Source organism: Salegentibacter sp. BDJ18, from assembly GCF_017579965.1.
Classification (GTDB): Bacteria; Bacteroidota; Bacteroidia; order Flavobacteriales; family Flavobacteriaceae; genus Salegentibacter.
The window spans coordinates 1-26,676 of the sequence record NZ_JAFLQX010000002.1; the positions used below are offsets into that span (position 1 = coordinate 1).

Here is a 26,676-nt window from a genome sequence, read left to right on the forward strand (position 1 = left end):
CTTCAAAAATTCATCGTTAAATAAATCCTCTTTTTTCATACTGTGTAAAATTTAAAATTAGACAAAAAAATAACAGGGGTCGCGACCCCTGTTATTTTTCTATTTACACAGTTTATGAGATAGTCCTGAATCAAAAAAAGTATACCTACACGAGGCTATCTACTTATAGCCGAAAACCGTTAAATTTTTAAGGCTCCTTCTCTTCTCAAGGGAAGGTGGCATTCCGTAGGAATGACGGAAGGGTTCAACCTCAACGGCTTAACCACCCCGGCCTACCGGCCACCCCTCCTTAAAAAGGAGGGGAGCTTAATAAGCTTAAAAAAACATTTATTTTATTCCCCCTTCGGGGTTATCCAATACTCTGCACCACTTCTTTTTTGGCTTCTTTTTTACTACCGTCAAATCCGGTTACGCCGCCAACGGTGGTGTATTTAAGCACATACTTTTTATCGGGAAAAATACGGCTGTAAGCACTTTGGCACATAATCGCAGCTTCGTGAAACCCGGAAAGGATCAGTTTTAATTTTCCTTTATAGGTATTTACATCGCCGATGGCGTAAACGCCGGGAATATTGGTTTGATAATCGTAAGAGTTATCAACCTTGATCGCGTTTTTCTCGATTTCAAGTCCCCAGCTTCCAATTGGGCCAAGTTTAGGCGATAATCCGAATAATGGAATAAAATCGTCCACATCTTTAAATTCTTCCCCACGAGCTTCATCTTTATGTCGAATCACCACTTGTTCAAGATTATCTTCACCTCTTAAACCAACCACCTCAGCATTAGTGATCATCTCGATCTTACCGAGTTTTGCCAGTTCTGAAACCCTTTCTACAGAATCCAAAGCACCACGGAATTCAGCTCTACGGTGTACCAAAGCAACTTCAGAAGCAACATCGGCCAGGTAAATAGCCCAGTCTAAAGCTGAGTCTCCACCACCGGCAATCACTACTTTTTTATCGCGATATACTTCAGGATCTTTAATAAAATAAGAAACGCCTTTATCTTCAAAATCGGTAATATTAGCGATTGGGGGTTTTCTTGGCTCAAAAGAACCCAAGCCACCGGCAATTGCTACCACCGGCGCGTGGTGTTTTGTGCCTTTATTGGTAGTTACTATAAAAGTACCGTCGTCCAGTTTTTCCAAAGTTTCTGCGCGTTCGCCCAAAGTGAAGCCTGGTTCAAAAGGTTTTATTTGTTCCATTAAATTTCCAACCAAATCTCCCGCTAAAATTTCAGGAAATGCCGGAATATCATAAATTGGTTTTTTAGGATATATCTCAGAACATTGCCCGCCGGGTTGTGGCAGCGCGTCTATTAAATGCGTTTTTAGTTTTAATAATCCCGCTTCAAAAACGGTAAACAAACCGGTTGGGCCAGCCCCAATTATCAGGATATCTGTTTTAATCATCACTCTTGTTTTTAACTTTTAAAGATTCGGTTATAGAATTCATTTGATCAACTTTCGCCTCAAAATCACCTTTTATATTACTTCGGTATTCATTTAAATTTTCTACCATTTGGTTTACATTTTCGGGTATTACCTCCTCAAAAAATTCACGTAAACGCTTTGCCGCGGTAGGCGATTTTCCGTTGGTGGAAATCGCGATTTTTACGTGGCCTTTATTTACAATGCCGCCCATATAAAAATCGCAGAGTTCAGGTGTATCAGCTATATTCGCAAGCAAATAGCGCTTTTTGGCGTGTTTATAAACTCGTTTATTCAATTTTGCATCGTTGGTAGCAGCAATTACAAAATGACGGTTTTTAAGGTATTTTTTTCTATACCTGCCCTTAGTCAATTTTGCGCCGTGTTTTTTTGCCAGTTCTTCTGTTTCCGGTAAAAACCATTTTGCGACCACTTCTACATTAGCATTCGGACTCGATTTAAACAGGAAATGCAATTTTTCGTGACCCACCTGTCCGCCTCCAACTACCAGAATATTCAGTTTATTGACCTTTAAAAAGACCGGATATAATTCGTTTCTTTCTTCCATAGGCCCCCTAGTCCCCAATGGGGGAATTTTTAAATTCAAACTCCTTGACGTTTTCAAAAACTGCTTTAAGCTGTCCGCTTTCTTTTACTACTTCGCCAATCACGATAATTGCCGGGGCGGTAAGTTGTTTTTCGGCAACTACTTTTTCTATACTTTTAATGGTTCCAAAACCTGATTTTTCATTATTGGTAGTTCCATTCTGAATAATCCCCACCGGAGTATCTTCTTTGCCGTAGTGACTAAAAATGTCCACGATTTCGGCGAGTTTCGCCATTCCCATCAGGATCACCACCGTAGCGGTAGATTGCGCCGCCAGCCTAACATCTTCTGAAAGTTTCTTTTGAGTTGTGGTTCCTGTGATTACCCAAAAACTCTCGGAAGTACCACGTTGCGTAAGCGGAATTCCAACATTGGCAGGTACCGCAATAGAAGAAGTAATTCCCGATACCACCGCGGTTTCCAAACCTTTACTTTTGGCATAATTAATTTCTTCAGATCCTCTTCCGAAGATAAAAGGATCTCCTCCTTTTAAACGAACCACGTGACCTCTTTCCAGGGCATATTTTACAATAAGCTCATTTATTTCGTCTTGAGAATATCTATGCTTATCCTTTCGTTTTCCAACAAAAATATGCTCGGCTTGAGGTGCATATTCCAGTAATTCGCGATTAATAAGGGCATCAAAAAGCACTACTTTCGCATCTTTTAAAGTATTTAGTGCTTTAATTGTTATCAATTCCGGGTCTCCGGGACCAGCGCCTACCACGCTTAGTTTTGGTGAATTATACATTTTGTACCTCCTTTGTTCTAAATGCATCCACTCTTTTTAAGAACAAATGCGCGTCTTCTAAATATTTATTGGCAAAAGCTTCGGTGGGCTCGTGCTTGTTCATTTGATAAACGAATTCTTTAAAGGAAGTCGATAATTCAATTTTACCGGTATCTACAAACAACTCATCAAACTGAGAAATAATTCCCGCCTGGGTATTGGTTTTTACATCCTCAGCAAGTAATAAAGCCTTAGCAGAATTTACGATTGAGGTATAGGAATGATAAATACTATCGGCCCAGGCTTTTCTTTCCAATGCGCTTTTTGCGTTATCAATTTTCTCTTCACTTTCAAATAAAAGTGTTGCGATAAGATCTATAACCACGCCGGCACATTCGCCTACTCCTACAGCTTTTATATATGGCTCTTCGTGTCCCCAATCTACAAATTCGTTTTCTGTAAGGTTTGAGGTATCGGCCAGTTCTTTCAATAAATCGTAGAAATATGTTTTTCCCTGCCGGTCGTAATACTCTGCAAATTTTTCTTCGGAAGTTGAATTTGCTTCAAAGTCATTTAGCAAGAAACGTAGGGCTTCCGGACCTCGTTTACTGGGTATCTTCACCACTTTATCGGCAAATCGGCCCTGGCCATCTCCCAGGGTTCCACCGCCCAATAACACCTGAAGTGCCGGTGCCACTGTTTTACCAACTTTAACCGACATTCCCTGGAAGCCAATCTCAGCCATATTATGCTGCCCGCAGGCATTCATACAACCGCTTATTTTTATGGTAATATCTTTTCCGTTTATAAACTGCGGATATTCTTCTTTTAAAACATCTTCCAGTACATCGGCAATTCCTGTACTGCTGGCAATCCCCAGGTTACAGGTGTCGGTACCAGGGCAGGCTGTGATATCTACGGTTTTATCATAACCGGTATCAGCATATCCCAGTTTCTTTAATTCTGAATAGAAAAATGGCAAAATTTCTTCCCGAACGTGACGAATTAAGATATCCTGTCTTAAACTCAGCCTGATCTCATTTCCGGCATATTTTTTCACCAAATCGGCAAGTTTTCTCGCACCACCGGTATAAAAATCGCCTAGCGGAACACGAATTCCAACTGCAAATAAGCCTTCCTGTTTCTGCGGAATTACATTTGTGCTTTTCCAGGTATTAAAATCTTTCTGATCTTCAATTGTTACTGCGGGAACTTCAACATCCTGAAGCGGCGGTGCAGTTTCAAATTTTTCAACTTCAAATTCTGGATGATTTTTAGAAAGTGCGGTATCTTGTTCGGAAACTAATTCCATAAAGGCATCTTTTCCTATATCCTTTACAAGAAATTTCATCCTGGCTTTTAAACGTTTTGCTCGTTCGCCATACCGATCAAAAACCCGTAGTACACCTTCAATTAATGGAAGGGTTTCTTCCACCGGTAGAAAATCATACAATTCATCAGCGTGTCTTGGTTGAGAACCGAGTCCGCCACCAAGCATTACTTTAAATCCGCGCTTTCCGTCTTTTAATTTTGCGATAAACCCAAGATCGTGAATGTAACTTAAGGCCGTATCCTCATCTGAAGAAGAAAAAGAAATTTTAAATTTTCTTCCCATTTCCTGGCAAATTGGATTTCGAAGAAAAAACTGAAAAGTTCCGTGTGCGTAAGGCGAAACATCAAAAGGTTCGTTTTTATCGATTCCCGCGATTGGGGAAGCAGTTACATTTCTTACTGTGTTTCCGCAGGCTTCACGCAAAGTAATATCGTCTTTTTCTAACTGCGCCCAAAGCTCCGGGGTTCTATCTAAACTCACATGGTGAATTTGGATATCCTGGCGCGTTGTAATATGCAAACGGCCTTTGGAATATTCATCGGAAACATCGGCTATTCTGTGAAGCTGTTCTGAAGTTACTTTTCCAAACGGAAGTTTTATTCGAACCATTTGTACTCCCGCCTGTCTTTGCCCATAAACTCCACGCGCTAAACGCAGACTTCGGAATTTCTCTTCATCGGCTTTTCCCTCACGAAACAACCTGATTTTCTTTTCTAAATCAAGAATATCCTGCTCTACGATTGGGTTTTCTATTTCGGTTCTAAAACTTTGCATTATCGATAATTTTTAAATTGAAACCTGAAAAACAGGTATTAATAAAAAAGTCCTTTTTTGATTTTTTCATTTAAAAGGACTTCCTATATTTTTTTATAAAAAGTTTCCTTTAAGGGCAGCGAATACACATTTTTGAACGGTACATCTCGGTATAGCTCTGCTCTTTTTTCATTGGAATTCATTAAGCGTGGAGACCACATTCACGGTTTTCCAAAACTTTGGTGGGATCAAAATATTTAAACTCGTTTGGCAGTTCATGTTGCTCTAAATAAGTATCCAGTTTTTCATCACTCCAGTGGTAAAAGGGACTTACCTTTAAAATTCCGTCTTTGCTATAGCTTAAAATATCTATACTATCCCTAAAACTGGTTTGGCCCTTTCTAAGATTTGTAAACCAAACATCTGGATTTTGCTGACGCATAGCGCGTAAAAAAGGTTCCAGTTTTACCTGTTTGGTAAATTCGGCGTGCTGCGGATTATTAATATCTGGGATTCCTCCAAAAAGCGCATCTCGGTAAGCAGCAGTTTGCTTTGGGGTGTAAAGCTTAACATTAAGTGATAGCTGGTCTATCACCTGCTTTGCGTGTTTATAAGTTTGCGGGGTATTGTAACCGGTATCGCACCAAATTACTTTTATTACCGGGTCTATCTCTGAAACTGCGTGTAAAATTGCAGCTTCATAAGGTCTAAAATTAGTGGTAATCACCGGCCTGGCCGAATTGGATACTACCCACTGTACAATCTCAGCCGGCGTAATTCCCTTAAACTGCTGGTTGAGGATCTTTAATTCTTTTTCGCTGTACCGTTTCATCTTTTACAAATTTTTTGGCCCTGCCCGAGCCTAACTTTACTCTATATACTTTTCTAAAAAATATTCTTATTCTTTTCCAAAACTTATCATATTCCAAAGCCGCTCGTGGCCAAAATACAGGATCATTTTAGTGACTAATTCTACCGACCCAATGGCCAGTGCAGTTTCAATTTCTCCTGTTAGGACCCACGAAATAACTATGGTATCTACGGTTCCTACAATTCTCCAACTCACTGTTTTTAAAATACTGCGCAAGGGTTTTTCTGAAGTCCTGTCTTTTTTATAAGTGGTTTTAGATTTTGCCTGATCCAGTATCATACTCTCTTTGTTTAAATTCCATTAACCTATCGGATTAGTAGGTTATAAAACAAAAGTAACTTTGTTTTTTTATCAGACCAACTATTAAAGGCCTAAATTTCAGTATTTAACATTTAATTTTTGAATTCTTATTTTTTCGCAGAAATATCAGCTAAAGTGTTATCGCCCAGCACTTTTAATGTGCTATCCCTAACCTGGATCATTAAACTATGAACAGAACAGGCTTCTTCACTGGGGCAATCGTCGCACTTTTCGTAATAATTTAGGCTCACACAGGGCACCATCGCTATAGGACCTTCCAGTACTCTAATTACCGAAGTCATTCGGATATCTTCCGGTTCTTTTATTAAATAATAGCCGCCGCCTTTGCCTTTTTTAGACCCCAAAAATCCCGATTTTCGCAATTCCAGAAGTATGCTTTCAAGGAATTTTTGCGAAATATTCTCACTTTTAGAGATTTCTGAAGTTTGTACCGGTTTTCTATCCCCTTTTTTTGCGATAAACGCCAGGGCTTTAATACCGTATTTAGTCTTTTTAGAAAGCATACTGCGAATATACTTAAATATTGACTTTTTCGCATTTATAATTGAATTCTCTATGGAAAAATCAAAAAGCCCTACGTCTGCTGAAATTACCATAACTAAATTGAGTTTAGAGCCTGTTTTAAATCTGCTATTACATCCTCTGCGTGTTCCAATCCTACTGAAACTCTTACCAGACCTGGCTTTATCCCGGCTTCTAACCTGTCTTCTTCACTTAATTTACTATGCGTTGTAGATGCCGGATGCGTAACAATACTGCGTGTATCGCCAAGATTTGCCGATCTTGAACAAAGTTTTATAGCATCTATAAACTTTCTACCCGCTTCAATCCCTCCTTTAATCTCAAATGAAACAATATTCCCACCTTTTTTCATCTGTTTTTTAGCAATTTCGTATTGCGGATGCGACTTTAAAAAAGGGTATTTCACATTTTCAGCATTGGCTTCGGTTTCCAGAAATAGAGCAACTTTTTCTGCATTTTCACAATGTTTATCTAAACGTACCGCTAAAGTTTCCAAACTTTTAGAAAGTACCCAGGCATTAAAAGGTGACAAAGCCGGTCCTGTATTTCTTGAAAACAGGTATATTTCCCTTATTAAATCGGCATTTCCTACTGTTACACCGCCCAGAACTCGGCCCTGACCGTCAATTAATTTTGTAGCCGAATGTATCACCAAATGCGCCCCAAATTTTATAGGATTCTGAAGCCAGGGCGTGGCAAAACAATTATCTATAATTAATATAAGATTGTGTTTTTTAGCTATTTCACCCAAAACTTCTAAATCCAATACATCTACACCTGGATTAGTAGGTGTTTCAGCAAAAATAATTTTGGTTTCGGGCTTTATTAAACTTTCAATTTTATCAACTTCATTCACATTAAAATAGGAATGCGAAATATTCCATTTTGGAAAAAACTTGGTAAACAAACTATGCGTAGAACCAAAAACCGATCTAGCCGAAATAATATGATCTCCACTATTTAAAAGAGCCGCCAAACTTGAAAAAACAGCACTCATTCCCGTTGCAAAAGCAAAACCCGCTTCTGCTCCTTCCATCTTCGCTATTTTCTCAGTAAATTCTGAAGTATTGGGATTGGTAAATCGGCTGTAAATATTGCGTTCCTTTTCTTCAGAAAATGAAGCTCTCATATCTTCGGCATCATCAAAAACATAACTGGACGTTAGGTACAGGGGTGTAGAATGCTCCTGGAACTGTGTACGTTCGTTTTGTGTTCTAATGGCTTCGGTTTCAAAATGCATAATTGTTGGTTTTGTTGGATTTTTAATTAAGTCTTTGCGATAATTTAAGCACATCGCTAACTACACCGCGCGCGGTTACCGCTGCTCCTGCGCCAGCTCCCTGGATTACCAGTGGCTGGTCGCCATAAGACTCGGTATAAATTTCAAAAATATTATCGGCCCCTTTAATTTGGCCCAGTGCGGTATTCTTAGGTTCAGAAATAAGTTTTGCCTCCAGGTTGGCGCTTCCTACTTCAATTTCCCCAATGTATCGTAGCACATGATCTTTGTTTTGTTCCTTTTTATGCTGAAAAAATATCTCATCCAGCTCCCCTATTCTTCGCTGAAATTCTTCTGCGGAAGTTTGTCCGTTTAATTTTTCGGGAATTAAAGATTGAATTTTAATCTCCTGGAATTCCTTTTCTAACTGAAGCTCACGAGCCAGGATCAATAATTTTCTTCCCACATCGTTTCCTGATAGATCTTCGCGGGCATCAGGCTCGGTATATCCTAATCGTCCGGCTTTTCGCAATACATCAGAAAACTTCTCTTTATTTTCAGAATAAGTATTAAAAATGAAGCTCAACGAACCGGAAAAGACCCCTCGAATTTTGGTTACCTTTTCTCCCGCCTGGTGCAAGCCCTGTACGGTTTGTACAATTGGCAAACCTGCGCCCACATTGGTTTCATAATAAAAATACTTGCCGTGGTAATCTAATTCTTTTCGTAGTTTGTTGTAGAAATCGGCAGAAAGTGTATTCGCAACTTTATTGGCGGCTACCAGGTTAAAGCCATTTTGAATTAACCGAATATAAATTTCAACAAATTCCTTGCTGGCCGTGGCATCTATTGCTATAAGATGTTCCAGGTCGTTTTCTTTTGTAAAATCCAGGATATCTTCCAGTTTATATTTTTCGGAAGATTTTTTAAAATCTTTTTTCCAATTTTCTGAAATTCCTTCAGCATTAAAAAGCGCTTTTTTTGAATTAGCAATCACAGGAATATTTACAGAAACCCCCGAATGCTTTTCCCATTGTTCTTTTGCGTTGAGTAATTGCTGAATTAGGGTACTTCCTACATTACCTATTCCAAACAAGATGATGTTCACTTTTTTCATTTTTTTTATTGTTGGTTTTAAATACGGGTTTTAAAAATCTGGACAGTTGTGAGGCTTCTATTAAAAAAGCATCGTGCCCGTGAATTGATCTTATTTCGTGAATACTTACATTATTTTTAATCAGGGAAAGGTTTACATAAGTTTCCCAATTCTCATCGGCCAGGAAAAACCAGTCAGAATTCACTGTTACAATATGAATATTCCCCTCAATTTTCTTTGCGGCTTCCAGGTAATTACCGCTGCCCTTGCTAATGTCTATGGTAGTTAGCAAGTGGTTCATAAATTTATAGGAAGCCAGTTGAAAACGTTCTTCCAGTTTAACACCATGATACTGCAACCAGCCTTCTACTTTATAACAAGGTTTTATTTCTTCTTTTGTTCTGTTAAATTTCTTACTTAAAGATTGCGGAGTACGATAAAAGGTCATTGCATGCATTCTTGCATCTTTCACGGGCTCTTTAGAATTATTCAGAATTTGCTCCTGCACTTTACAGTTTGCCAAAACCCAATCTGTGGCTTTATAATCTGTGGCAATAGGGATAATATTTTCAGCTAGATCAGGTTTTAAAGCGGCCAGTTCCCAGGCGAGTGCGCCGCCTATTGAACCTCCAATTATGGCAAAAAGTTTTTCAATTTTTAATTGCTGAAGTGCTAAATCCTGGATTCTTGCAATATCTCTAAGCGTAAATTCTTTATAATTTTCAATTAAATGTTCTTTTTTTCCGTTGAAACCATTTCCCGGAATATTAAAAGCCAGAATGCTGAATTTTTCGGTATCAATACATTTTTGAGGTCCCACAATTTTGGTCCACCAGCCAAGCTTTCCCGTAATTTGAGAGTTACCCGTAAGCGCGTGATTTATTAAAACCACCGGCGCCGTTTCCGGGTTTTCACCAAATTGCTGAAAGCTCAAATAAATATCCTGAACCGTTCCCGCGGAATTTTCAAAATCTTTTAAACAGAGTTCCTGAAGCATTTTTTTCGTTTTTTGATTTAGAAAGAGCAAAAGGAAAAAGACTTAACCTGGCTGCTTTTTCCTTTGCCTTTCCACCAACAATAAATTATACCAGAGCTTTTTTCTCAATTTTAGCAAAAGCTTCTTTTAAATCTGTTTTTAAATCTTCAACATCTTCCAGCCCAACCGATATACGAATAAGGTCTTGTGTAACTCCAGCAGTTGCCTGTTGTTTTTCGTCCAGTTGCTGGTGTGTAGTACTTGCCGGATGAATAATTAGCGATTTCGTATCTCCAATATTGGCAACGAGGGAGAAAAGTTTGGTTTCATCGGCTACAACTTTAGCCGATTCAAAGCCTCCTTCAACTCCAAAAGTCACTACACCACTTTGCCCTTTAGAAAGATACTCTTTAGCGAGTTTATTGTATTTACTGCTCTCCAGCCCAGGGTAGTTTACCCATTTTACTTCTTTTTGCTGCTCCAGCCAGGTGGCCAGTTCCAAAGCATTTTGACTATGCTGTTTTATTCTTATTTCAAGAGTTTCTAAACCCTGTAAAATCTGGAAAGCATTGTACGGACTCAATGCCGCGCCGTGATCTCGAAGCCCTTCAATTCTCACTTTTGCAATAAATGCGGCTTCTTTTAAGGCTTCGTGGTAAACAAGCCCGTGATAACCCGGTGAAGGTTCAGTGAATTCGGGGAATTTCCCATTTGCCCAGTTAAAATTACCGGCATCTATAATGGCTCCTCCAAGCGAAGTTCCGTTACCGCTAATATATTTAGTAAGCGATTCAATAACAATATCGGCGCCGTGTTCTATAGGTTTTAGCAAAGAAGGTGTAGCCACCGTATTATCTACTATAAATGGAACTTTAAGCGCGTTTGCTTCAGCAGAAATTGCTTTAAGGTCCAGAACATCAAGCTTCGGGTTCCCAAGCGATTCTACAAAAATGGCACGCGTGTTTTCTTTTGCGGCCTTTTTAAAATTCTCTGGATATTCAGGGTCTACAAAGGTTGTTGTAATTCCAAATCTGGGTAAAGTTACACTTAGTAGATTATAAGTTCCTCCATATAAACTGCTAGATGCTACAATATGATCTCCAGATTTTAAAAGCGTTAAAAGGGTGGTATTAATTGCAGCTGTGCCTGAAGCTGTAACTACAGCTGCTATCCCGCCTTCCAATGCGGCAAGACGTTGTTCTAAAATATCGTTAGTAGGATTATTTAATCGGGTGTAGATATAACCGGGTTCTGCAAGGGAAAAGAGATTGGCAGCGTGATCTGAATTATTAAAAACATAAGAAGTTGTTTGGTAAATTGGTACTGCCCTTGTTCCTCCGTTTTCTTTTGTATCGTGACCTGCGTGTAATGCGTTTGTTGAAAATTTTTGAGTACTCATAATTTCTAATTTTTTAAAGTTTTGCTCCTATTTTGGAAGCTTGATTTGTTGTATTTTGATTTCCGCCTTCGCGGAAATGACAATGTTTTAAATAAAAAAAGTCCCCTTAAGTAGCTATTACCAAGGGGACCTTTTAATTGAACTCTAAACAAACTAAGTTACATTCGGTTTTGGCAATAGCATTTCATGTGTTGCATACACATACACATCATCATAGTGCGCATCATCATTTTATTTATTGCCTTAATCATCATATTTGTTTTTGTAATTCCCGTACGGACGGGAATCTAATTTTTACTAACCTATTTTCTTATTCTGTATTTCCGCCTAGGCGGAAATGACTAAGTTTTAAACAAAAAAAAACCGCTGCGAGTTGGCAGCGGCTTTTTGCAATTTATATCTTTTCAGAATTAAGCAATTGAGCGCGCTGCGGAGGTTTTCCACATCATCATACGCATCATATTGCAAATTATCTGGTACATTTCGTTGTTTTGTTGGTTACAAAGATAAGGGCAGAAATTTTTAATAACCAAATCAAAACTTCACTTTTACGAAAAATAAATTTTTATTCCTTTAAATTGATTAATCAATAATTTAATAGCTGTAAAATTATTTATAATTTATTTTTATCTAAAACACAAACCTAATTAGCTATTTTTCAGAGGTATAAAACTATAATTTTATACGCTACAAATTGAAGTCGATATTTTAAAGTCTTCAACCCTATAAAAAAGAAAGTTAAAGAAAGTATGAGTTTGGGTTATTTTTATACATTTGTAACCGAATTATTAAAGGGAAGGATTTGACTGATTGCAACCCTTTTATGCTTTTTAAAGTATAAGAAAAATGCTAAAGCAGTATCACTACTCCCTTAGCTTTTCGTCAAATTCAACCCGTATTTTTTAAAACAAATTAAAAATATGGCTTATTTATTTACTTCAGAAAGTGTTTCTGAAGGACACCCCGATAAAATCGCCGATCAGATTAGCGATACCTTACTCGATAATTTCCTTGCTTTTGATGAAAACTCTAAAGTCGCCTGCGAAACCTTAGTAACTACCGGCCAGGTGGTACTTGCCGGTGAAGTAAGAAGCGACACTTATTTAGATGTACAAAACATTGCGCGGGAAGTTATTAATGATATTGGTTATACTAAAGGAGCATACAAATTTAGTGGTGATTCATGTGGCGTTATTTCTTTAATTCACGAACAATCCCAGGAAATTTACCAGGGTGTAGATCGTGAAAATAAAGAAGAACAGGGCGCGGGAGACCAGGGAATGATGTTTGGTTATGCCACCAACGAGACCGAGAATTATATGCCGCTGGCTTTAGATATTTCTCACAAAATACTTATTGAGCTGGCCAAATTAAGACGCGAAGGCAAAGATATCCCCTACTTACGTCCCGATTCTAAAAGCCAGGTTACCATAGAATATAGTGACGATAATGTGCCGCAGAAAATTGTGGCCATTGTGGTTTCTACCCAGCACGACGATTTTGATGAAGATGATGATGCTATGCTGAAAAAGATCAAGAAAGATATTCTTGAAATCCTTATTCCGCGGGTAAAAGAACAATTGCCAGAATATGTTCAGAAACTTTTTAATGATGATATTACTTATCATATAAACCCTACCGGGAAATTTGTTATTGGTGGGCCTCACGGCGATGCCGGACTTACCGGAAGAAAAATTATCGTAGATACCTACGGCGGAAAAGGCGCTCACGGTGGTGGTGCTTTTTCCGGAAAAGATCCTAGTAAAGTTGATCGCTCGGCAGCCTACGCATCACGTCACGTTGCCAAAAACCTTGTTGCTGCAGGCCTTGCAGATGAAGTTTTAGTGCAGGTTTCATATGCGATTGGGGTGGTAGAACCTACTTCAATTTCAGTAGAAACTTATGGTACTTCTAAAGTTGACATGAAAGATGGAGAAATTGCAAAAAAAGTAGCACAGATATTTGATATGCGTCCCTGGGCCATAGAAAATCGTCTAAAACTTAGGAGTCCTATCTATCGTGAAACTGCTGCTTACGGGCACATGGGAAAAGAACCAAGAACCGTGACTAAAATCTTTAAAAGTCCATATTCCGGGGAAGTAAAAAAAGAAGTAGAACTTTTTACCTGGGAAAAACTGGACTATGTAGATAAGGTTAAAGAAGCCTTTAATCTCTAAATTTTTAAGCCATAATTACTATTTAAAATACCGCTGTTCTTCAGCGGTATTTTTTTTTGACGTTTTCTTCGGAAAGCTTTAACAACCGGACGCAGTTTTAATTCCTAATTTTAGAATTCCACCAATCAAACACCGTATGTCCGTTTTTAGAAAAGTAAGAAACACCATCAACCTATTAAAGTCGGTTGATATGGATCAATTAGCGAAAATTAATGAGCAGATAGACCTTTCGGAAGCGATGAAAAGTTTAGGCCAGTTAGATGAGCGTCAACTCAAGGGTTTGATGAAAATGTTAAAAACCAAACAGAAAAAAGGCCAAAGTGATCTGCCTCCCATTACCGGCGATTTTTACAATTTAGATCTTAAACTTACAGAGGAGCAGCGCAAGCTTCAAATGGAGGTGAGAAATTTTATGGAAGATGAAGTTCGCCCTTTGGTAAACGACCATTGGAATCGTGCTAAATTTCCTCACGAAATTATTGAGAAATTCAAGAAACTAAATATTACCGGTGTGCCTTACGAAGGTTATGGCTGCCCAAATCTTCCTTTTTTAATGGAAGGTATTATAGCACAGGAAATTGCACGTGTAGATGTTTCTATTTCAACTTTTTTCGGCGTACATAGCGGCCTGGCAATGGGATCTATCTACCTATGCGGAAGTGAAGAACAAAAGCAGGAATGGCTTCCGAAGATGCAAAAATTAGATGCTATTGGTGCCTTTGGATTAACAGAACCCAATGTTGGCTCTGGTGTGGCCGGCGGACTTGAAACTACATGCAAGTTTGACGGTGAAAACTGGATTTTAAACGGACAGAAAAAATGGATTGGGAACGCCACTTTTGCTGATGTAATTATTATTTGGGCGCGGGATGTAGACAGCAACCAGGTTAAAGGATTCCTGGTAAGAAAAGGAAATCCTGGTTATAAAGCAGAAAAAATGGAAGATAAAATGGCCTTGCGAATTGTGCAGAATGCCATTATAACTTTAACCGATTGTGTAATACCCGAAAGTGACAGGTTACAAAAAGCAGATTCCTTTAAAGATACTGCAAAAGTACTTAGAATGACTCGTGCTGGAGTAGCCTGGCAGGCGGTTGGTTGTGCCCGGGGCGCGTATGAAAGCGCTTTAAAATACACCAGGAAAAGAGAACAGTTTGGGAGACCAATTGCTTCTTACCAGTTAATTCAAAATCATTTAGTAGAAATGGTTTCCAATCTTACCGCAATGCAAACACTGGTTTTTAGGCTTTCTGAAATGCAGGATGCCGACTTACTAACAGATGAACACGCATCTTTGGCGAAGGTTTTTTGTAGTATGCGTACCAGGGATGTGGTAAGCCGTGCCCGCGAAGTTATGGGCGGCAATGGTATTCTACTAGAACACGATGTTGCCCGTTTTGTAGCCGATGCCGAAGCCATTTATAGTTACGAAGGAACAAAAGAAATTAATTCGCTAATTGTAGGCCGTGCCATTACGGGATACAGTGCTTTTGTAAGTTAAATATTAACCATTCAAAAATAAAGAATAGAATGTCATTATTAATTGTTAGTCCGGGTAAAGACCCGAAAGCTTGGGTTGAAGCTTTAAAAAATCAACATCCGGGTTTAAATATTTACGTGTATCCAGAAGATCACGATAAAGAAGAGGTAGAATTTGCCTTAACCTGGAATCATCCCCGTGGAATCTTTCAAAATTATCCCAATTTAAAAGTCGTTGCTTCTATGGGCGCCGGGGTAGATCATATTACCAGCGATCAGGAACTTCCCGAAAATATAAAAATCACTAAAGTGGTAGACGATCGGCTGGAACAAGATATGGGAACCTTTGTACTTACCCTTATTCTTGCGCACCAAAGAAATTTACTCCATTACAGGGAAAGCCAAATAAACGAAAAATGGGAACCTGTTTCTTATACTCGCAATAACGATGTAAAAGTTGGGATCTTGGGGATAGGTAACCTTGGGCAAAGCGTGGCCAATAATTTACTAAAAAATGGCTTCCAGGTAATAGGATTTTCCAGGCATAAAAAAGAATTTGAAAACGTAGAAAGCTTTGCCGGAGAAGATGAATTTGATGAGTTTTTGGAGCAGTCTGATATCTTGGTAAATATGCTTCCTTTAACTCCCGATACCGAAAAAATACTCAATAAAGAATTATTCGAAAAATTACCCAAAGGCGCATACGTAATTAATGTTGCCCGTGGTGAACATTTAGTGGAGCAGGATTTACTGGCAAAAGTAGACGATGGCCATCTTTCTGGTGCGGCATTAGATGTATTTTGGGAAGAGCCAATAAGAGACGAGCATCCATTTTGGAAACATCCAAAAATAAGGATAACACCACATATTGCCAGCGTTACTCATCCAAACTCTGTAGTGCCGCAAATTATTGAGAATTATGAAAGATTGCAGGATGAAGAAGAACTTAAGAACGTGGTAGAACGAGATAGAGGTTATTAATTAAAATATCAGCGTATGAAAACTTTCAAAAACATTTTGGTTGCAGTAGATTTTAATGATGCCGTTGGAGAACTTATGGCATACGCTGAAAGTATAGCAGAAAAATTCGGGGCTAAGATCTGGGTGGTTCACGTAGCCGCCCCAGATCCCGATTTTGCCGGTTTTGATGCCGGCCCGCAATATATTAGAGATATGCGAGCCGATGAATTAAGAGACGAGCACAAAGAATTACAGCAAATTCGCGATATGTTTATTGATAAAAATATAGAATCTGATGCGCTTTTAATTCAGGGCTCTACTGTGGAAACCGTATTGCAGGAAGCCAAAAAGCTTAAAGCCGATATTTTAATTGTAGGTACCCACAAACACAGTTTCTTCTATAATCTTTTTGCCGAAAGTGTTTCGGTAGAATTGTTTAAAAATGCCGAAATCCCTGTGCTGTCCATTCCTATTGAAGAAGAAAAATAATTTTCTCTATAATTCAAAATCTTGCTTCTGAAATTAAGCACTAAATTTTTTATTAAATCACTTCAGGATAGATTACTCAGCTGGATTATACTTTTTTACTGAATTAATTTCTTTTAATTTTATTGATTGAAATAAGTCACAATGATCAGTAAAGAAGATTTTACCAAACTACATTTAGAAATTTCACCATACATACACCGCACCCCGGTATTAACTTCAGATTTATTAAACAAATTAGCCAAAACTGAAATTTATTTTAAGTGTGAGAATTTTCAGAAAATGGGTGCTTTTAAAATGCGAGGTGCAACCGCTGCAATCCTGGCTTTAAGCAAAAAGGAACGAGCGAAAGGCGTGGTAACACATTCGTCTGGTAACTTTGCGCAGGCAGTTTCGTTATCGGCTAAAAATTTGGGAATCCCGGCTTATATCGTGATGCCTTCTTCTGCTACACAGGTTAAAAAAGACGCGGTAAAAACTTACGGCGGACAAATTACCGAGTGTGAACCCAACATAAAAGCTCGCGAAACCGCGGCCGAAAAGATTCAAAAAGAAACCGGTGCTACTTTTCTTCATCCTTCAAATGACCTGAATGTAATTTATGGCCAGGGAACCGGGGCAAAAGAACTCCTTGAAGATTTTCCTGATCTGGATATAATTATTACACCCGTTGGTGGCGGTGGACTTATAGCCGGAACCGCGCTGGCAGTAGATTTTTATACTAAAAAATGCAAAACCATTGGTGCCGAACCTTTTGAAGTTGACGATGCTTATCGATCTCTGAAAACTGGAAAAATCGAAACCAATTCCAGCACCAATACAATTGCCGATGGATTAAAAACCCAGCTTGGAGATAAGAATTTCCCTATAATTCAAAAGTTTGTTTCTGAAATTATACGAGTTGAAGAGGAGGAAATTATCAATGCTATGAAACTCATCTGGGAACGTATGAAAATTGTAGTAGAACCTTCCAGTGCGGTGGCTTTTGCTGCGATTTTACGCGAAAAAGAGAAATTTCGAAATAAAAAAGTTGGAATTATTATCTCCGGTGGGAATGTAGATTTAAGTAATTTGCCTTTTTAATCATCATTGAATTGCTTTTTCTGCGAGTTTTTTATACCTCGCAGGTATAATTTCTAATTAACCAAAGACCTACAAGGCTTGCTAAACCTTGTAGAAAATTAAAATGCCGAATCAATAGCGGCATACCGAAAATTTATCGTGAAATTTGAAGTGATGGCACCGTAAAATTTTAGGCTGTTTGAGCTAAATGAATTCCTTAATTTACTTTAATTCCTCTTGCGAGTTCCTAAAATTTAGGTGACGAACGATAAATTTAGATACAGTTTCGTAAGCCTAGATTTTTTGGTTCTTTTTTATCAATGGAAAAAGAACAAGTATATATTATTTAGGACTGTAACGAATCTGAACTATCTTTCAAAACACTCACCGTTACCAAAAGTTGCCCCACGTGTCGCTGACTATGTTCTGCAGCGTGAAAAAGCAATCCGATTATCGTTGAAGGCAGTTCCTTTCTTCCTACCGGTCTATATTCGGTTAAAATATTTTCAGGTGTAATTTTAAGAAAATCGATTGCTTCATTTACTTTTTCCTGAAATTTCTGAACAAGAAATTCTACAGAAATATCGTCATTTGGTTTTCCTTCATCTTTTAAATACCGAAATTGAGATTCAGATAATTTTTTGGCTTTAGCATAGGTTAGCATTCTATCGGTTACTCCGGTTAAATGCTGTAAATGAAATCCAACTGAAGCTCTTCCTGCAGGCTTTTTCCATAGCAATTCTTCAGAAAAATCGATCATATATTTCTTTACTTCTTCGCTAGATTGTAATAAAGCGTGGGCAGCAGGTTGTAGTAAATCTGGAATATCAGGAATTTTTCCCCGTAACCAAACTTCAGGTCTATTTTTATTCATTTTTCAAAAATTAAATTTCAGACAATCTTAAATCAAACTTACTTTAAAAGACGCAATTAGATAAAATAATCTCCAAATATTAAATCCCTTAATGCAATTAGAGCTTTTGAGCTTTTCATAGTATATTTAGCCTCGTTAAAAAATCACACTATGTTTAAAAAATTCCTCCCGGCCTTATTTATTTTATTGGCCGCTCCAAACCTATTTTCACAAGAAAAAGAAGAAGAAAAGAAATGGGACGTAAATGATCCTTATTCTGATGACTGGAACATTAAAGAAGTTCCGCTTAAAACTGATGAAGGCACCTGGATGAATCTTGATGTCTCTCCCGACGGAAAAACCATAGTTTTCGATCTTTTAGGTGATATCTATAAAATGCCAGTTAGTGGTGGAAAAGCAACACTTTTAAGAAGCGGAATGGCTTATGAAGTTCAGCCGCGATTTAGCCCAAATGGTTCTAAGATCTCTTTTACCAGCGATGCCGGTGGAGGCGATAACATTTGGATTATGGATGCCGATGGAGAAAATGCCAGCCAACTTACTAAAGAAAATTTTAGATTGCTAAACAATGCGGTTTGGACTCCAGACGGAAATGCCATTGTAGCCAGGAAACATTTTACTTCTGGCCGTTCTCTTGGGGCCGGAGAAATGTGGCTATACCACATTGGTGGCGAAGGAGGTTTACAACTTACCGAACGTAAAAACGACCAACAGGATGTAAACGAACCCAGCATTTCTCCAGATGGGCGCTACCTTTATTACAGCGAAGATATGTACCCTGGCGGAATGTTTCAGTACAATAAAGATCCTAACAAGCAAATCTATGTTATAAAAAGATACGATTTTGAAACCGGTGAAAACACTACTATTACAGGTGGTCCCGGCGGAGCAGCAAGACCACAAGTTTCACCTGATGGGAAGAAGCTTGCTTTTATAAAAAGAGTGAGAACAGAATCGGTTTTATTTATTCACGACCTGGAAACCGGCGAAGAATGGCCGGTTTATGATAAATTGAGTAAAGACCAACAGGAGGCCTGGGCGATTTTTGGGGTTTATCCCGGATTTAGCTGGATGCCTTCGGGAGAAGAAATCGTTTTTTGGAGTGAAGGAAAGATCAATAAAGTAAATATTGAAGATTATTCCTCTGAAATTATTCCTTTTGAAGTTGAAAACACCATAGAGATTGCAGAAACCCATAGAAGCGAACACCAGGTATTTTCGGAAGAATTCAATCCTAAAGTGATTCGTCACGCGGTAACTTCGCCAGATGGGAAAACCCTTGTTTTTAACGCGGTAGGTTATTTATGGAAAAAATCCTTACCAAACGGAAAACCTCAGCGAATCACCAACGGCGAAAATTTTGAATTTGAGCCCGCTTTTTCTCCTGACGGAAAAGAGATCGTTTACGTTACCTGGAGTGACTCCAAAATGGGCGCTTTAATGAAAGTAGGTTTGAGTGGTAGAAATCCGCAAAAACTCACTTCAGAAAAAGGTATTTATAGAAACCCTGCTTTTTCCAACGATGGCGAACAAATCGTTTTTGTAAAGGAGCGCGGTAACAGTGACCAGGGACAAACTTTTAGTAAAGAACCGGGTATTTATACGATTAGTGCTTCCGGAGAAAATAAAAAGAAGATCTATGATTCCGGAGATTTCCCAATATTCAGTAAAGACGATTCCCGAATTTTCTTTCAAACCGGTGGCGCGCTTATGGGCAGTCTGGAAAAAAGTTTAAAAAGTATTGATCTAAGCGGAAACGACGAGCGTACGCATATCAATTCAAAACACGCCAATAGATTAGTGCCAAGCCCAGATAATAAATGGGTTGTTTTTAGTCATTTGCACCAGGCTTATTTGGCACCGCTTACTATGACGGGGCGACCATTGGATTTAGACAATAACACCAAAACTATCCCGGTAACACAAATCACTAAAGATGCGGGGATGAACCTGCACTGGTCGAACAACAGCCAAAATGTACACTGGACTTTAGGTGACGAATATTTCACTAATAAAGTTTCAGAGCGTTTTACTTTCCTGGAGAGTTCTCCTGATTCTATTCCTGATATTACCGAGGAAGGAACCAAAATCGGACTTAAACTAAAAACCGATATTCCGGAAGGGCAAATTGCTTTTACCAACGCCAGGATTATTACTATGAATGGTGATAAGGTTATTGAAAATGGAAGCATTGTAATTAAAGAAAATAAAATTGTTTCTGTAGGTGAAACTTCCGAAGTAAATATTCCGAATAATGCGAAAGTTTATGACCTGGAAGGAAAAACAATAATGCCTGGAATTGTTGATGCCCACGCGCATATTGGCGCTTTTAGATATGGCTTAACGCCAGAAAAGCACTGGCCTTTATATGCAAATATGGCATTTGGAGTTACCACCGTGCACGATCCTTCGGCTTTAAGTGAAAGCATTTTTAGTATGGCTGAAATGGTAAAAGCCGGTGAAATGGTAGGCCCACGAATTTATTCAACAGGAATTATTCTTTACGGTGCTGAAGGCGATTTTAAAGCAGTAATTAATAGCCTGGAAGATGCTAAATCGGCTTTAAGGAGAACGAAAGCCTTTGGTGCGACTTCGGTAAAAAGTTATAACCAACCTCGCCGTGAACAGCGCCAGCAAATAATGCAGGCGGCAAAAGAACTGGAGATGAATGTGGTTCCCGAAGGCGGAAGCACCTTCTTACATAATATGAATATGATTGTAGACGGGCATACCGGGATAGAACATAATATTCCCGTGGTTCCGGTTTATAAAGATGTAAAAACGCTTTGGGGAAACAGCAATACTGGCTATACGCCAACACTGATTGTAAATTATGGCGGAATAAACGGTGAGTATTACTTCTATCAAAAAGATAACGTTTGGGAAAATGAACGTTTGCTCAATTTCACACCGCGACAAATTGTAGATTCCAGATCAAGACATCGTACCAAACTTCCTGAAGAAGAATATAAAAACGGACCTATTTTGGTTTCAGAAACCGCCAAAGAACTTTCTGATATTGGCGTAAAGGTAAACCTTGGTGCACACGGACAGCTACAGGGACTTGGCGCTCACTGGGAACTTTGGTTACTGCAAATGGGCGGAATGACCAATATGGAAGCTTTACAGGCAGCTACAATTAACGGTGCCGAATATATTGGAATGGGTAGCGAAATTGGATCTTTAGAAGAAGGAAAACTAGCGGACCTGATTGTTTTGGAAGAAAACCCATTAGAAGATATTCGTAATTCTGAATCGGTTATTCACACGATGGTAAACGGCAGATTATATGATGCTGAAACGATGAACGAAATTGGAAATAACCCGAAAGAACGCGGTGAATTCTATTGGGAAGACAACAAATACAATGCAGCTTTCCCGTGGCACGAAAGCACCCAGAGCTTTACCGCTCCCGGTTGTACTTGCCATAGGTTGACTAATTAAAAAACCAAAAAACACAAACTGGATAGTTAAATTTAAGTCTTGCTTAAACAAACCGAATTTGGTAACTTTTAAAGCAAATTAACTATCCAGTTTCTATGCTGAAATATGAAATTTTATGAGAAGGGTTAAATTTGGAAAGCTTTTCACTCACAGAAAGATAGATGAAAGCATCATTCGTGAACATCTGGCGCTGGAAAGAACTAAGCTTGCCAATGAACGTACGTTGTTATCCTATACCCAAGCGGCTATGTATTTTCTTTTGGGTGGTTTGGCATTAATTCAGCTAAAGGAATACGAAGAGATGCATTATATTGGCTATCTGGCCCTGGTCATTTCTGTATTGTTTCTTACTATCGGTATATGGCGATTCATCGTACTAAAAAATAAGATGAAGGATCTTTTAAAGGGCAAAATAGAGTCTTCAGCTGAAGAGGAAGAAGAGCCTGAAAATAATTAATAATTTTACTGAGGTCCAGGGTTTGATATTTTTTTAGAAGCTTCAATTTTTTAAAAACTTCAATTGCAAACATTCACCCATTATTTTCTTCATTTTATAGCTATTGCCGCTATTGCCTGGTTTTACGACAAAAAGAACTGGAAAAGGAACTGGCTTATCTTACTCGCCACTATGGCCGTAGATCTGGACCATGTTTTTGCCAATCCTCTATTTGACCCCATGCGCTGTGGAATTGGCTATCATCCTTTACATTCTCATTTTGCAATTATCGGCTATGTTTTAGGGGTTCTTTTTATTAAAAATAAGCTTCTGAAGTTAATATTCATCGGTTTGCTCTTTCATATGCTTACCGATTTTATAGACTGCCTGTGGATGTTTTCTAAATGCAATGAATGCTATACTTCTTCTGAAATTTATAAGTGGTTTAATTAAATTTTTCAGAAAAATTAAGACATCAAATTTTAGAGTCAAGCCTCGGAGCATTAAATCTCGATTATCGAGTAAAAAAACCTGAAAAACTGAATATTTAGGGTATAAACAGTTTTCAGGCATTGCTTAAGCAACAATTTAAGGGTTTAAATTCTTGTTTTCTTCATCATTCAGCATTCTTGATTTTATTAGAAAACGATAACCGGTAGGAATATCAAGCGAAAAACTGCCACCTCTACCTTTTACAATATCTACAGTTAAATGGGTATGTTTCCAATATTCAAATTGGTCGTGGCTCATATAAAAATTTACACCGCCAACTTCCCCCAGTAGAAAATCATTATCATCAATATAAAAATCCTCTTTTGGCAGTAACATAGGTGAAGACCCGTCGCAACAGCCACCGCTTTGGTGAAAAATCACCTCACCGTGCTGTTGCTTAAGTTCTTGCAGTAGTTTTTCTGCTTCAGGAGTTATTTCTACTCTTTTATAGTCCATTTCTAAAAGAATCCTAATTTATTCTTATCATAAGAAATTAGCATATTCTTGCTTTGTCTATAATGATTCAGCATCATCAAATGATTTTCCCTTCCGAAACCAGATTTTTTGTAACCTCCAAATGGCGCGTGTGCGGGATAATCGTGATAACAATTTACCCAAACCCGCCCGGCTTTTATAGCGCGCGGAATTTGATATAATTGATGCGCATCTCGGGTCCAAACTCCGGCACCCAAACCATACATCGTATCATTTGCAATTTCAATGGCTTCGGCTTCATCTTTAAAGGTGCAAACCGCTACCACAGGTCCAAAAATTTCTTCCTGAAAAACCCTCATTTTATTATGGCCTTTTAAAATAGTCGGCTGAATATAAAATCCGTTGGCTAAATTTCCCTCAAGTTTTGCTGCATCACCACCGGCTAAAACCTCAGCGCCTTCATCCTTACCTATCTTAATATATTCCAGGATTTTCTGATGCTGATCACTGGAAGCCTGTGCGCCCATCATCGTAGACTCCTCAAACGGATTACCCATTTTTATAGCTTTGGTGCGCTCTATCACCCTTTTAATGAATTCATCATAAATATCTTCCTGGATTAAAATCCTGGATGGTGCGGTACAAACTTCACCCTGGTTAAACGCGAAAAGCACAGCGCCTTCAATACATTTATCAAGGAAAGCATCGTCGTGATCCATAATACTATTGAAAAAGACATTAGGCGATTTCCCTCCAAGCTCCATGGTTACCGGGTGCAGGTTTTTTGAAGCATATTGCATAATTAACTGCCCGGTAGTGGTTTCTCCTGTAAAGGCCACTTTATCTACATTTGGGCTGGAAGCCAAAGGTTTCCCTGCTTCAGGACCAAAACCGTGAATAACATTAAAAACTCCCGGAGGTAAAAGATCTGCAATTTTTTCAGCTAAAAATGTTGCAGAAGCAGGCGTTTGTTCTGCAGGTTTTAAAACTACGCAGTTTCCAGAAGCTAATGCGGGTGCCACTTTCCAGGCAAGCATTAATAGTGGAAAATTCCAGGGAATAATTTGAGCAACCACGCCAAGTGGCTCGTTGATAATTAAGGAAAGGGTATTTTCGTTAAGTTCTGTAGCCGATCCTTCTTCTGCTCTAATAGCTGAAGCAAAATATCTAAAATGATCTACCGCCAGGGGAACATCAGCATTCATTGTTTCGCGTATAGACTTCCCGTTATCGGCGGTTTCCATTTGCGCGAAAGTTTCCAGGTTTTCCTGTATCACATCGGCTATTTTATGCAAAATCGCAGCCCGTTCTGAGGCCGAAGTTTTGCCCCATTCATCTTTAGCATTGTTAGCAGCTTCTATCGCGCTTTTTACATCCTTATCGTTAGATCTTGGATATTTGGCTAGTAATTTATTATCTACCGGCGAATGGTTCTCAAAGTATTTCCCATCTATGGGATCCTGAAATTTCCCGTTAATAAAATTGCCATATTTTTCTTTAAATTTTGGTGCTGAATAGCTCATAGAAATATTTTTTAAATTACATTCCTAATATCCCTAATTTTAAGAGTAAATAATTGAACTTTTCTACAAATAAGTATTACATTACTATTAACTTATTAAATTAAACGGGTTTTGAATACCAATATATCAAACTATAATCGCAATTTAAAGCTGAATACTTCTATTGAAAACAGGACGATTTACAGTGCTGATTATGCTGAACTAAACGTTTTTGAAACGCGGCAGGTAGCAGAAAGTGTGAACCTTCAGTTTAGCTTTCCAATTATTGCAAGTATGCTTACGGGAAAAAAAATAATGCACCTGGAAGGAATGAAATCTTTTGATTTTTTCCCGGGAGAATCTGTAGTGTTACCTTCAGATAAAAAGATGGTCATTGATTTTCCCCTGGCCAATTCAAAAAATCCTACGCGATGTCTCGCCCTGGGAATTGATCCCGATAAAATAAAAGAAACGGTAGAAATCTTTAATGAAAACACACGTATAGATTTCGAAAACGATCAACATAGCTTTGATGCCAGCGCGGTACACCTGGCTAATAACCAGCAGGTACAATTTGTGTTAGATCGTATTTTTAGCACTTTCCTGGAAGATGGTAAAGCTAAAGATGCTTTGTTAGATTTAATGGTAAAGGAACTAATTATCAGGTTACTTCAAACTAAAGCAAAAGTAATGCTCCTGGATAATGAAACGCTTTTTGATAATAATAGAATGGCGTTTATCGTAAAATATATGCGAGAACATCTTACCGAAAACATTCAGGTAGATAAGCTGGCAGATAAAGCCTGTATGAGTACTTCAAATTTTTACCGAAGTTTTAAAAATACGCTTGGTGAAAGTCCTATAGATTATCTAAACGGGGAACGAATTAAATTTGCGAAGAAACTAATCCAAAGAACAAATAGCAAGTTTGCCGACATCGCTTATAAGAGCGGATTTAACAATACCAGCTATTTTAACCGTCAATTTAAACGTTTCGAGAAAATAACACCAAATCAATACAGAAAACTGGTTAAAGATAATCTCACTTAATATTTCGCTGCATTTTTACTCAAATTCTCTAAAGCATTTTTCATAGTTTCCAATTGCGAAATATTTTGAGTTAGTTTAAACCTTTTGGCTAAAAAAGCAGGATCGTTATAAGAAATCTTTACTATCCCGGCCTCGTCCCGCCAAACCAGAAATTTAACCGGAAACTCCAGTGCAATTCGGGAGTTCTCCTGCATAATTGGTGTACCAACTTTAGGATTGCCAAAAATGATTAACCTGGTAGAACGTAATCCCACACCCACCTGCTCTGCATTTTTAAAATGATCTATTTCTGAAAAAATTTTTAGATTAGGATTTTCTTCAATAGCAGTGATCAGTCGGTCGTAAGTAGTTTTAAAATCAAATTCGCTTATTTCTGAAATAATGCCTTCATGGGTATCTACTTTAAATTTTCCCGATTTTTTAACCTTTCCTCCTGAAGCTTTTGAAGCCATATCTTTAAGCCCCTTTTTCACCTTAGACAGGTTCCTGACTCCTTTAAATTCAAACCTTGATTTCAGGTAATTTACACTACTGTATGTGACTTCGGTTATATCACCATTTTTATACACCAACATTTTAAGCGGAAGATCCAAACCGGCAAGCTGATCTTTTTGTATAAGTAAACTTCCCTGCTTAGGGTTTCCAAAAATTAGAACACTGGCTTTGTTAAGTTCTAAATTCGCATCTTCGGCATTTGCAGAATGATCTATTTTAGCAAAAAGTGAAAGGGCTTCATTTTGCTTCACCACCGATTCTAATCTGGATACGGTACTTTCAAAACCATACTTACTTTCAGTAATCATAAGATGGTCGTTTTGCTTTTCCTGCGCCGAACCGATAAAAATTCCGAAGAAAAATAAAAAGAAAATAAATTTTAACATTGATGTCATAAGCCGTAATTCTTGTTTTAATTTAATCAAATTTAGGGAGATATAGATTCAATTCCTTTAGCTTTTCAAGATTTATGAGTATTTTGACAGGGTGTAAAATACAGGCCGCCTTAATTCTTGTATCTTTACACCC

The 26,676-nt window shown here is 38.3% G+C and carries 24 protein-coding genes; 9 read left to right on the forward strand and 15 right to left on the reverse strand.

The annotated features are described in order from the left end of the window. Positions 1-349: 349 nt before the first annotated feature. The 11 genes from J0871_RS00680 to J0871_RS00730 form a co-directional block, all read right to left on the reverse strand. Positions 350-1,411 carry an NAD(P)/FAD-dependent oxidoreductase gene (locus tag J0871_RS00680; protein ID WP_208222769.1) on the reverse strand — a complete coding sequence of 354 codons (1,062 nt, stop codon included), beginning with the start codon at positions 1,409-1,411 and terminating at the stop codon, positions 350-352. Then, entirely contained in the window at positions 1,404-1,997 is a 594-nt protein-coding gene (locus J0871_RS00685; RefSeq protein WP_208222770.1) for a bifunctional precorrin-2 dehydrogenase/sirohydrochlorin ferrochelatase, read from the reverse strand. Before J0871_RS00685 ends, J0871_RS00680 begins: the two co-directional genes overlap by 8 nt. A gap of 7 nt (positions 1,998-2,004) precedes the next feature. Further along, entirely contained in the window at positions 2,005-2,787 is a 783-nt protein-coding gene (gene cobA, locus J0871_RS00690) for a uroporphyrinogen-III C-methyltransferase (protein ID WP_208223155.1), read from the reverse strand. Continuing rightward, positions 2,780-4,873, reverse strand: a complete 2,094-nt coding sequence (locus tag J0871_RS00695) for a HEPN domain-containing protein (protein WP_208222771.1) — start codon at positions 4,871-4,873, stop codon at positions 2,780-2,782. Before J0871_RS00695 ends, cobA begins: the two co-directional genes overlap by 8 nt. Before the next feature lie 181 nt (positions 4,874-5,054). After that, entirely contained in the window at positions 5,055-5,684 is a 630-nt protein-coding gene (locus J0871_RS00700; protein ID WP_208222772.1) for a phosphoadenosine phosphosulfate reductase family protein, read from the reverse strand. Positions 5,685-5,750: 66 nt separating this feature from the next. Continuing rightward, the gene (locus J0871_RS00705; protein WP_075324805.1) at positions 5,751-6,002 is read right to left on the reverse strand and encodes a DUF2061 domain-containing protein; all 252 of its coding nucleotides are present in this window, start codon (positions 6,000-6,002) and stop codon (positions 5,751-5,753) included. Between the two features lie 128 nt (positions 6,003-6,130). Further along, positions 6,131-6,547, reverse strand: a complete 417-nt coding sequence (locus J0871_RS00710) for an Rrf2 family transcriptional regulator (protein WP_075327842.1) — start codon at positions 6,545-6,547, stop codon at positions 6,131-6,133. Between the two features lie 95 nt (positions 6,548-6,642). After that, entirely contained in the window at positions 6,643-7,806 is a 1,164-nt protein-coding gene (locus J0871_RS00715; RefSeq protein ID WP_208222773.1) for an aminotransferase class I/II-fold pyridoxal phosphate-dependent enzyme, read from the reverse strand. Positions 7,807-7,828: 22 nt separating this feature from the next. Further along, positions 7,829-8,902 (reverse strand): aspartate kinase, encoded by a 1,074-nt coding sequence (locus tag J0871_RS00720; protein WP_208222774.1) that lies wholly within the window; start codon positions 8,900-8,902, stop codon positions 7,829-7,831. After that, entirely contained in the window at positions 8,865-9,878 is a 1,014-nt protein-coding gene (locus tag J0871_RS00725; protein WP_208222775.1) for an alpha/beta fold hydrolase, read from the reverse strand. The genes J0871_RS00720 and J0871_RS00725 overlap by 38 nt, the downstream gene beginning before the upstream one ends. Before the next feature lie 85 nt (positions 9,879-9,963). Continuing rightward, the gene (locus tag J0871_RS00730; RefSeq protein ID WP_208222776.1) at positions 9,964-11,256 is read right to left on the reverse strand and encodes an O-acetylhomoserine aminocarboxypropyltransferase/cysteine synthase family protein; all 1,293 of its coding nucleotides are present in this window, start codon (positions 11,254-11,256) and stop codon (positions 9,964-9,966) included. Positions 11,257-12,176: 920 nt separating this feature from the next. On the opposite strand from J0871_RS00730, the gene metK reads away from it, so the two are divergent. The 5 genes from metK (at position 12,177) to J0871_RS00755 (ending at position 17,441) form a co-directional block, all read left to right on the forward strand. Continuing rightward, positions 12,177-13,433 carry a methionine adenosyltransferase gene (gene metK / locus J0871_RS00735; RefSeq protein ID WP_208222777.1) on the forward strand — a complete coding sequence of 419 codons (1,257 nt, stop codon included), beginning with the start codon at positions 12,177-12,179 and terminating at the stop codon, positions 13,431-13,433. Between the two features lie 136 nt (positions 13,434-13,569). Next, a complete protein-coding gene (locus J0871_RS00740) occupies positions 13,570-14,934 on the forward strand; it encodes an acyl-CoA dehydrogenase family protein (protein ID WP_208222778.1) in 1,365 nt (454 codons plus the stop codon). Between the two features lie 29 nt (positions 14,935-14,963). After that, positions 14,964-15,893, forward strand: coding sequence for a glyoxylate/hydroxypyruvate reductase A (locus J0871_RS00745; protein WP_075324811.1), 930 nt, complete (start codon positions 14,964-14,966; stop codon positions 15,891-15,893). 15 nt (positions 15,894-15,908) lie between these two features. Next, positions 15,909-16,361, forward strand: a complete 453-nt coding sequence (locus tag J0871_RS00750) for a universal stress protein (protein ID WP_075324812.1) — start codon at positions 15,909-15,911, stop codon at positions 16,359-16,361. Positions 16,362-16,502: 141 nt separating this feature from the next. Continuing rightward, positions 16,503-17,441, forward strand: coding sequence for a pyridoxal-phosphate dependent enzyme (locus J0871_RS00755; protein ID WP_208222779.1), 939 nt, complete (start codon positions 16,503-16,505; stop codon positions 17,439-17,441). A gap of 325 nt (positions 17,442-17,766) precedes the next feature. Here J0871_RS00755 and J0871_RS00760 read toward each other — a convergent pair whose 3' ends face one another. After that, complete coding sequence (locus tag J0871_RS00760; protein WP_208222780.1) at positions 17,767-18,294, reverse strand: DinB family protein; 528 nt, start codon at positions 18,292-18,294, stop codon at positions 17,767-17,769. A gap of 150 nt (positions 18,295-18,444) precedes the next feature. Between J0871_RS00760 and J0871_RS00765 the strand changes: the two genes are divergently transcribed. The 3 genes from J0871_RS00765 to J0871_RS00775 all read left to right on the forward strand — a co-directional run bounded on the left by J0871_RS00765 (position 18,445) and on the right by J0871_RS00775 (position 22,627). Further along, positions 18,445-21,738, forward strand: a complete 3,294-nt coding sequence (locus J0871_RS00765) for an amidohydrolase family protein (RefSeq protein WP_208222781.1) — start codon at positions 18,445-18,447, stop codon at positions 21,736-21,738. Between the two features lie 115 nt (positions 21,739-21,853). Continuing rightward, positions 21,854-22,195, forward strand: coding sequence for a DUF202 domain-containing protein (locus J0871_RS00770; protein WP_075324816.1), 342 nt, complete (start codon positions 21,854-21,856; stop codon positions 22,193-22,195). Positions 22,196-22,258: 63 nt separating this feature from the next. After that, positions 22,259-22,627: a DUF6122 family protein gene (locus J0871_RS00775; RefSeq protein WP_075324817.1), complete on the forward strand. Its 369-nt coding sequence runs from the start codon at positions 22,259-22,261 to the stop codon at positions 22,625-22,627. 135 nt (positions 22,628-22,762) lie between these two features. Here J0871_RS00775 and J0871_RS00780 read toward each other — a convergent pair whose 3' ends face one another. Together J0871_RS00780 and J0871_RS00785 are read right to left on the reverse strand one after the other, a co-directional pair. Then, a complete protein-coding gene (locus J0871_RS00780) occupies positions 22,763-23,122 on the reverse strand; it encodes a DUF779 domain-containing protein (RefSeq protein WP_093302822.1) in 360 nt (119 codons plus the stop codon). A 2-nt stretch (positions 23,123-23,124) separates the two neighbouring features. Beyond that, positions 23,125-24,624 (reverse strand): aldehyde dehydrogenase family protein, encoded by a 1,500-nt coding sequence (locus tag J0871_RS00785; RefSeq protein WP_075324819.1) that lies wholly within the window; start codon positions 24,622-24,624, stop codon positions 23,125-23,127. Between the two features lie 111 nt (positions 24,625-24,735). Between J0871_RS00785 and J0871_RS00790 the strand changes: the two genes are divergently transcribed. Beyond that, positions 24,736-25,653 (forward strand): AraC family transcriptional regulator, encoded by a 918-nt coding sequence (locus J0871_RS00790; protein WP_208222782.1) that lies wholly within the window; start codon positions 24,736-24,738, stop codon positions 25,651-25,653. On the opposite strand, the gene J0871_RS00795 is transcribed toward J0871_RS00790, so the two are convergent. Then, complete coding sequence (locus J0871_RS00795; protein WP_208222783.1) at positions 25,650-26,543, reverse strand: DUF302 domain-containing protein; 894 nt, start codon at positions 26,541-26,543, stop codon at positions 25,650-25,652. The two genes, J0871_RS00790 and J0871_RS00795, sit on opposite strands and share 4 nt — an antisense overlap. Positions 26,544-26,676: the final 133 nt, after the last annotated feature.

Coding starts and splice junctions, on each gene's coding strand:
- J0871_RS00680 (WP_208222769.1), bottom strand. CDS start 1,411: ATGATTAAAACAGATATCCTGATAATTGGGGCTGGCCCAACCGGTTTG.
- J0871_RS00685 (WP_208222770.1), bottom strand. CDS start 1,997: ATGGAAGAAAGAAACGAATTATATCCGGTCTTTTTAAAGGTCAATAAA.
- cobA (WP_208223155.1), bottom strand. CDS start 2,787: ATGTATAATTCACCAAAACTAAGCGTGGTAGGCGCTGGTCCCGGAGAC.
- J0871_RS00695 (WP_208222771.1), bottom strand. CDS start 4,873: ATGCAAAGTTTTAGAACCGAAATAGAAAACCCAATCGTAGAGCAGGAT.
- J0871_RS00700 (WP_208222772.1), bottom strand. CDS start 5,684: ATGAAACGGTACAGCGAAAAAGAATTAAAGATCCTCAACCAGCAGTTT.
- J0871_RS00705 (WP_075324805.1), bottom strand. CDS start 6,002: ATGATACTGGATCAGGCAAAATCTAAAACCACTTATAAAAAAGACAGG.
- J0871_RS00710 (WP_075327842.1), bottom strand. CDS start 6,547: ATGCTTTCTAAAAAGACTAAATACGGTATTAAAGCCCTGGCGTTTATC.
- J0871_RS00715 (WP_208222773.1), bottom strand. CDS start 7,806: ATGCATTTTGAAACCGAAGCCATTAGAACACAAAACGAACGTACACAG.
- J0871_RS00720 (WP_208222774.1), bottom strand. CDS start 8,902: ATGAAAAAAGTGAACATCATCTTGTTTGGAATAGGTAATGTAGGAAGT.
- J0871_RS00725 (WP_208222775.1), bottom strand. CDS start 9,878: ATGCTTCAGGAACTCTGTTTAAAAGATTTTGAAAATTCCGCGGGAACG.
- J0871_RS00730 (WP_208222776.1), bottom strand. CDS start 11,256: ATGAGTACTCAAAAATTTTCAACAAACGCATTACACGCAGGTCACGAT.
- metK (WP_208222777.1), top strand. CDS start 12,177: ATGGCTTATTTATTTACTTCAGAAAGTGTTTCTGAAGGACACCCCGAT.
- J0871_RS00740 (WP_208222778.1), top strand. CDS start 13,570: ATGTCCGTTTTTAGAAAAGTAAGAAACACCATCAACCTATTAAAGTCG.
- J0871_RS00745 (WP_075324811.1), top strand. CDS start 14,964: ATGTCATTATTAATTGTTAGTCCGGGTAAAGACCCGAAAGCTTGGGTT.
- J0871_RS00750 (WP_075324812.1), top strand. CDS start 15,909: ATGAAAACTTTCAAAAACATTTTGGTTGCAGTAGATTTTAATGATGCC.
- J0871_RS00755 (WP_208222779.1), top strand. CDS start 16,503: ATGATCAGTAAAGAAGATTTTACCAAACTACATTTAGAAATTTCACCA.
- J0871_RS00760 (WP_208222780.1), bottom strand. CDS start 18,294: ATGAATAAAAATAGACCTGAAGTTTGGTTACGGGGAAAAATTCCTGAT.
- J0871_RS00765 (WP_208222781.1), top strand. CDS start 18,445: ATGTTTAAAAAATTCCTCCCGGCCTTATTTATTTTATTGGCCGCTCCA.
- J0871_RS00770 (WP_075324816.1), top strand. CDS start 21,854: ATGAGAAGGGTTAAATTTGGAAAGCTTTTCACTCACAGAAAGATAGAT.
- J0871_RS00780 (WP_093302822.1), bottom strand. CDS start 23,122: ATGGACTATAAAAGAGTAGAAATAACTCCTGAAGCAGAAAAACTACTG.
- J0871_RS00785 (WP_075324819.1), bottom strand. CDS start 24,624: ATGAGCTATTCAGCACCAAAATTTAAAGAAAAATATGGCAATTTTATT.
- J0871_RS00795 (WP_208222783.1), bottom strand. CDS start 26,543: ATGACATCAATGTTAAAATTTATTTTCTTTTTATTTTTCTTCGGAATT.